Consider the following 6,379-nt stretch of genomic DNA (forward strand, 5'->3'; position numbering starts at 1 on the left):
GTGTGGGGCTCCCCAGACCGTAGATCCGGGAAGCCCCACACGCGTTGAGCGTTACGCCGCGCCCACCACGTCCTTCTCCTCCGCGAAGTGGCACGCCGACTCATGCGCCGCCAGCGAGTCCGTCGTCGCGAAGCGCGTCGGGATCGCCAGCAGCGGCTCCTCAGTGGAGCACTTCTCCTCCGCCTTCCAGCAGCGGGTGCGGAAGCGGCAGCCGGACGGCGGGTTGGCCGGGGACGGGACGTCGCCGGTGAGGATGATGCGCTCGCGGCCCTCACGGGCGTCCGGGTCCGGGACGGGGACGGCGGAGAGCAGCGCCTGCGTGTACGGGTGCGTCGGGTGCTCGTAGATCTCCTGGTCGCTGCCGATCTCGGCCATCTTGCCCAGGTACATCACGCCGACCCGGTCGGAGATGTGCCGGACGATGGACAGGTCGTGCGCGATGAAGAGGTAGGAGAGGTTGAACTCGTCCTGGAGCTTCCCCATCAGGTTGATGACCTGAGCCTGCACGGACACATCGAGCGCCGAGACCGGCTCGTCGCAGATGATGATCTCCGGGTTGAGCGCCAGGCCGCGGGCGATGCCGATGCGCTGGCGCTGGCCGCCGGAGAACTGGTGCGGATACCGGTTGATGTACTCGGGGTTGAGCCCGACCACATCCAGCAGGTCCTGCACCTTCTTGCGACGGCTGCCCTTCGGAGCCACCTCCGGGTGGATCTCGTACGGCTCCCCGATGATGTCGCCCACCGTCATCCTCGGATTGAGCGAGGTGTACGGGTCCTGGAACACCATCTGGATGTTGCGCCGTACCGCGTGCAGCGCACGCCCGGACAGCTTGGTGATGTCCTGGCCCTTGTAGAACACCTCGCCCGCGGTGGCCTTCTCCAGGGTCATCAGGAGCTTGGCGACCGTGGACTTGCCGCAGCCGGACTCGCCGACGATGCCCAGGGTCTCGCCCTGGTACAGGTCGAAGGAGATCCCGTCGACAGCCTTGACCGCGCCGACCTGCCGCTGGAAGACGATGCCCTGGGTCAGCGGGAAGTGCTTGACCAGGTTCCGCACCTGGAGGATCGGCTCACCGCGCTCGCCCCGCGCGTCGAGGGCGGCCTCCACCTCGGTGGTGGTGCTCGCGTCGCTCGCGACCACGTCGGAGACGCTCGGCGTCGAGTCGGCCACGGCCTCGTCGTTCTTCTTCATCTCAGCCATGGATCGTCTCCTTCCAGAAGTGGCACGCGCTGCCGCGGCCGGCCAGTTCGGCACCGTCCCGCTCCGTCACCTGGTGCAGTACGGGCACGTCGGTGCGGCAGATGTCCTGCGCCATGGCGCAGCGCGGGTTGAAGGCGCAGCCGGTGGGGATGTGCTGCAAGTTGGGCGGCAGCCCCTTGATCGCGTAGAGCTCCTGGCCCTTCTGGTCCAGGCGCGGAATCGAGTCGAGGAGCCCGCGGGTGTACGGGTGCGCGGGCCGCTTGTACAGCTCGTGCACCGGAGCGGTTTCCACGATCCGGCCCGCGTACATCACCGCGATCTTGTCGGCCACATCCGCGACCACGCCCAGGTCGTGCGTGATCAGGATCAGGCCCATGTTGTACTCGCGCTGGAGCTCCGCGAGCAGGTCCATGATCTGCGCCTGCACGGTCACGTCGAGGGCCGTCGTCGGCTCGTCCGCGATGATCAGGTCCGGTTCCAGGGCCAGCGCCATCGCGATCATGATGCGCTGGCGCATACCGCCGGAGAACTGGTGCGGGTAGTCGTTCACGCGCGCCGCGGCGGCGGGGATGCGCACGCGGTCCATCAGCTCGATGGACTTGGCCTTCGCCTCCTTGCGGGACATGCCCTGGTGGACGCGGAACATCTCGCCGAGCTGGTAGCCGACGCTGAGCACCGGGTTCAGCGCGGAGAGCGCGTCCTGGAAGATCATCGCGAGCTTGCGGCCGCGGATCTTGCGCCGCTCCTCGTCCGACATGCGGAGCATGTCCTCGCCGCGGAAGAAGATCTCGCCCTGCGGGATCTTGCCGGGCGGCATGTCGAGGATGCCCATGATCGCCTGCGCGGTCACCGACTTGCCGGAGCCGGACTCGCCGAGGACGGCGAGCGTCTCACCGGCGGAGACGGAGTAGTTGACGCCGTTGATCGCCTTGACGACGCCGTCCCGCGTGTGGAACTCCACGTGCAGATCACGGACTTCGAGCAGGGCGTCGGCGGCAGCCGCCGCGGGCTCGGGGACGTTCGCGGGTGTTTCGATGGTGGTCACGTACGCCTCCCTCAGCGCAGCTTGGGGTCGAGGGCGTCGCGGACCGCGTCGCCGAGCATGATGAACGCCAGCACGGTCACGGTCAGGAAGCCCGCCGGGAAGAGGAGTACGTGCAGAGAGTTGCGGATCTGCGCGGAGGCGGTGGAGATGTCCGCGCCCCAGGAGATGCCGTTCTGGATGCCGATGCCCATGTACGACAGCGTCGCCTCGGCCGAGATGTACATGCCGAGCGCGATGGTGGCGACGACGATGACGGGCGCGATGGCGTTCGGCAGCACGTGCCGGAAGATGATGCGGCCGCTGCCGGCGCCGAGCGCCCGCGCCGCCTGCACGTAGTCCGCCTGCTTGACCGTGATCACCGAGCCGCGCATCACGCGCGCGACCTGCGTCCAGCCCAGCACGCCGAGCGCCAGCGCCACGGTCCACGCCGTACGGCCGGCGAACGCCTGGAGCAGGACCAGCGAGCCGAGCAGGATCGGGATGCCGAAGAAAATGTCGGTCAGCCGCGAGAGCAGGGCGTCGACCCAGCCGCCGAAGTAGCCGGCGATGACGCCGATCAGACCGCCGAAGATCGTCACGAAAAGCGTGGCGAACACGCCGACGGTCATCGAGGCGCGGGCGCCGTAGATCACGCGGGCGTAGATGCTGCGGCCCTGGCCGTCGTAGCCGAACCAGTCGGCCTCGAAGAAGTGGCCGAGCTTCGGCTTCTGCATGAAGTGGGCGAGGTCGCCCGGCTTCGGGTTCGCGCTGGTGAACAGGGACGGCGCGATCGCGATGACGATCAGCAGCACGATGATGATGCCGGAGACGATGAAGACGGGCCGCCGCCGCAGGTCCTGCCAGGCGTTGGCCCACAGGCTCTTGGCCTGGTCCTTCTTGGGCTCTGATGGCTCGGGGGCGCTGCCGTTCTGGCGCGCTGCCTCGTCCTTCGTGGCGTAGTTGCCAGTGGGGGACGCGGAGCTCGGGCTCGTGATGCCACTGGTGTCAGACATAGCGAATCCTCGGGTCCAGAACGGCGTAGAGCAGGTCGACCAGGAGGCTGGCGACGAGGTAGACGACGACCAGGAACGTGACGAGGCCGACCACGAGGGGGCCATCGGCTTGGAGGACTGCCCTGTAGAGCGTATTGCCGATTCCCTGGACGTTGAAGATGCCTTCCGTCACGATGGCGCCGCCCATCAGCGCGCCCAAGTCGGTGCCGAGGAAGGTGACCACGGGGATCAGCGAGTTGCGCATGAGGTGGATGCCGACCACGCGGCGCTTGGGCATGCCCTTGGCGATGGCGGTGCGGATGTAGTCCGCGCGGATGTTCTCCGCGATGCTCGTCCGGGTCAGTCTCGATACGTACGCGAGGGAGACCGACGCGAGCACGATGCCGGGCAGCAGCAGCTGACTCAGATCGTTCGAGTCGTTGACCGTCGGATCGACCAGGTGCAGTTCGTTGCCGAGCACCGACTGGGCGACATAGCCGAGCACGAAGACCGGAATGGCGATCACCACGAGGGTGACGACGAGGACCAGCTGGTCGACGAGCTTGCCGCGCTTGAGGCCGGCGAGCATGCCGAGGCCGATGCCGATCACGATCTCGATGACGAAGGCCACGAGCGCGAGCCGGATGGTCACGGGGATGGCGTCCGTCAGGATGTCCGTCACGTCACGCTGGCTGAAGCTCATGCCGAGGTCGCCCTGGACCAGGTTGGTCAGGTACGTCCAGTACTGCTCCAGCAGTGACTTGTCCAAGCCGAACTGGTGCTTGAGCTGGGCGACGGTGGCGGGGTCCGCGGCCTTGTCACCGAAGAGCGCCTTCACGGGGTCGCCGGGCAGCGCGTACACCATCAAGAAGATGATCAATGTGGTGCCGATGAACACCGGGATCATCTGGAGCAGGCGTCGAAGGATATAACGCCCCATCGTTCCTCCAATGCGATCGGCGCGGCTGCCGCCGGCCCCCCTGTCTGTCCTTCAGGGGAGTCGACGGCAGCCGCGCGATCTGTCTGACCGCTAACGGCGGCGTTCGCGCATCGCCGCGCGGTTGGCCGGTCGGACTTACTTCTTCAGAACCTCGACCTGCGTCCAGACCGGCTGGCCGATCCAGTCGTAGGTCACGTTCTTGACATGCGTCGAGTAGCCGGCATTGGACTTGTAGTACCAGAGCGGGATCTGCGGCATGTCCTTCTCAAGGATCTTCTCCGCCTCGCCGTACAGCTTCGCCGAGTCCTCGGGCGTCTTGGCCTTGTCGGCCTTCTCCACCGCCGCGTCGAACTCCTTGCTGCTGTAGCCGGAGTCGTTGGAGGCCGCTCCGGTGCGGAAGACATCCGAGAGGAAGCTCGCGATGTGCGGGTAGTCCGCCTGCCAGCCGGTGCGGTACATGTCGCCGGCCTTGAGCTTCTTGTCCGTGATCAGGTCACGGGCGGTCTTGAAGTCCGGCTTCGGGTTGCCCTCGCAGGCGATGCCCGTGGCCTGGGTGATGGAGTTGCACACCGCGTCGACCCAGCTCTGGTGGCCGCCGTCGCTGTTGTACAACAGGGAAATCTTGTTGCCGGGGACGCCGCCGCCGTCCTTGATGTACTGCTTCGCCTTCTCGGGGTTGAACTTGAAGAGGTCGCTGTCGCTCTTCTCATAGCCGACGGTGCCGGGCGCCACGAAGCCGGTCGAGGGCTCGCGGGAACCCTGGAGGACCTTCTCGCCGATGCTCTTGCGGTCGATGGCCATCGACAGACCCTGGCGGACCTTGGCCTTGTCGACGCCCTTCCAGGCGTCGTCGTACATCGCGAAGCCGATGTTGACGGTACCGGCCATCGGCTGGTCGATCGCGCGGTCGCCGAGGTCCTGCTTGTACTTGCTGAGGTCGGTCGGGTCGACCTGGTCCAGCGTGTCGAGGTTGCCGGACAGGATGTCCTGGTAGGCGGCCTCGGGCTTCGGGTAGATCTTGAAGTCGACGCCGCCGTTCTTGGCCTTGTCGTCACCCTTGTAGTTGTCGTAGCGCTTCAGCGAGACCTTGACGTTGTGCTGCCAGCTCACGAACTGGTACGGGCCGTTGCCGACCGGCTTCTGACCGAAGCCCTTCGGGTCCTTGAAGAACGCCTTGGGGAGCGGGGAGAGCGCCACGTAGCCCAGCTTGTACTGGAAGTACGAGATCGGACGCGTCAGCTCGATGGTGAAGGTCTTGTCGTCCTTCACCTGCAAACCCGACATCTTGTCGGACTTCGGGTCGCCGCTGGCCGGGTGGACCTCGTCGTAGCCCTTGATGTCCTCGAACCAGGAGCTGTTGATCTGGGCGTTCTTGGTGTTCGCGCCCCAGTTCCAGGCGTCGACGAACGAGCTGGCGGTGACCGGCTCGCCGTTGTGGAACGTCCAGCCGGGCTTCAGCGTGACGGTGAAGTGCTGGGAGTCCTTGGTCTCGATCTTGTCGGCGACCGCCATCTTCAGCTGGCCGGTCTTCGGGTCGAACTCGGTGAGACCCCGGAAGAGGTTGTCCAGCATGCGGCCGCCGCCGACCTCATTGGCGTTGGCAGGCTGCAACGGGCGCTGCGGCTCGTTGCTCTGGTAGCTGAAGACGCCGTTCGGGTCCGTCGCGCCACCGGCGTTGCTGTCCTTGCTGCTGCCGCCGCAAGCCGTCGCGGTCAGCGCCACGGCTATCGCACCTGCGACCCAGGCTGCGCTCTTTGCACCGCGCATGGGTTTGCCTCCTCAGGAGTCCACTGTCGTTATGAAACGGGCTCCCAAAGCATTGGCTGACACCCCTGACAGCTGTGCTACGAGAGCCCCGAGTGTGCTCGTGAGTCGGCGCTCCCCACAGCGCGTGACCCATTGACCCGAGCTCAATGGAGCCAACTATTAAGTACGGGCGGCCTGTAAACCACACTTAAAGGGTCTCGCTTTGGTCACATCAGTTACGCGCGAAGACCCGATATCCGGACAAACACATCACAGACAGACAACCGCGAAACGGACTGTTAGCACTCCATTCGGACAGTGATCGCCGCTATCCGGACAAGAGCACTTCATAATTCCCTTGCGCGACGAACACATGATCGGACATCAGGCCGGCGTCACTCCAGCCCCACGCCGACGGCCCGGCACCCCGCGCGATGCGGAATGCCGGGCCGTCGGTACGTACCGGCGCCGACC

General features: G+C 66.1%; 5 protein-coding genes. All 5 read right to left on the bottom strand.

The window, feature by feature from the left end:
- Positions 1–51: 51 nt before the first annotated feature.
- Positions 52–1,203: an ABC transporter ATP-binding protein gene (locus ACFU99_RS28850; protein ID WP_384397558.1), complete on the bottom strand. Its 1,152-nt coding sequence runs from the start codon at positions 1,201–1,203 to the stop codon at positions 52–54.
- Positions 1,196–2,248 carry an ABC transporter ATP-binding protein gene (locus tag ACFU99_RS28855; protein ID WP_384397560.1) on the bottom strand — a complete coding sequence of 351 codons (1,053 nt, stop codon included), beginning with the start codon at positions 2,246–2,248 and terminating at the stop codon, positions 1,196–1,198. Before ACFU99_RS28855 ends, ACFU99_RS28850 begins: the two co-directional genes overlap by 8 nt.
- Positions 2,249–2,259: 11 nt before the next feature.
- Positions 2,260–3,240, bottom strand: coding sequence for an ABC transporter permease (locus ACFU99_RS28860; protein ID WP_384397563.1), 981 nt, complete (start codon positions 3,238–3,240; stop codon positions 2,260–2,262).
- A complete protein-coding gene (locus ACFU99_RS28865; protein ID WP_384397565.1) occupies positions 3,233–4,159 on the bottom strand; it encodes an ABC transporter permease in 927 nt (308 codons plus the stop codon). The genes ACFU99_RS28860 and ACFU99_RS28865 overlap by 8 nt, the downstream gene beginning before the upstream one ends.
- 135 nt (positions 4,160–4,294) lie before the next feature.
- Positions 4,295–5,926 carry an ABC transporter substrate-binding protein gene (locus ACFU99_RS28870; RefSeq protein ID WP_384397567.1) on the bottom strand — a complete coding sequence of 544 codons (1,632 nt, stop codon included), beginning with the start codon at positions 5,924–5,926 and terminating at the stop codon, positions 4,295–4,297.
- Between the last annotated feature and the right edge of the window lie 453 nt (positions 5,927–6,379).

Source organism: Streptomyces sp. NPDC057654, assembly GCF_042800135.1.
Classification (GTDB): domain Bacteria; phylum Actinomycetota; class Actinomycetes; order Streptomycetales; family Streptomycetaceae; genus Streptomyces.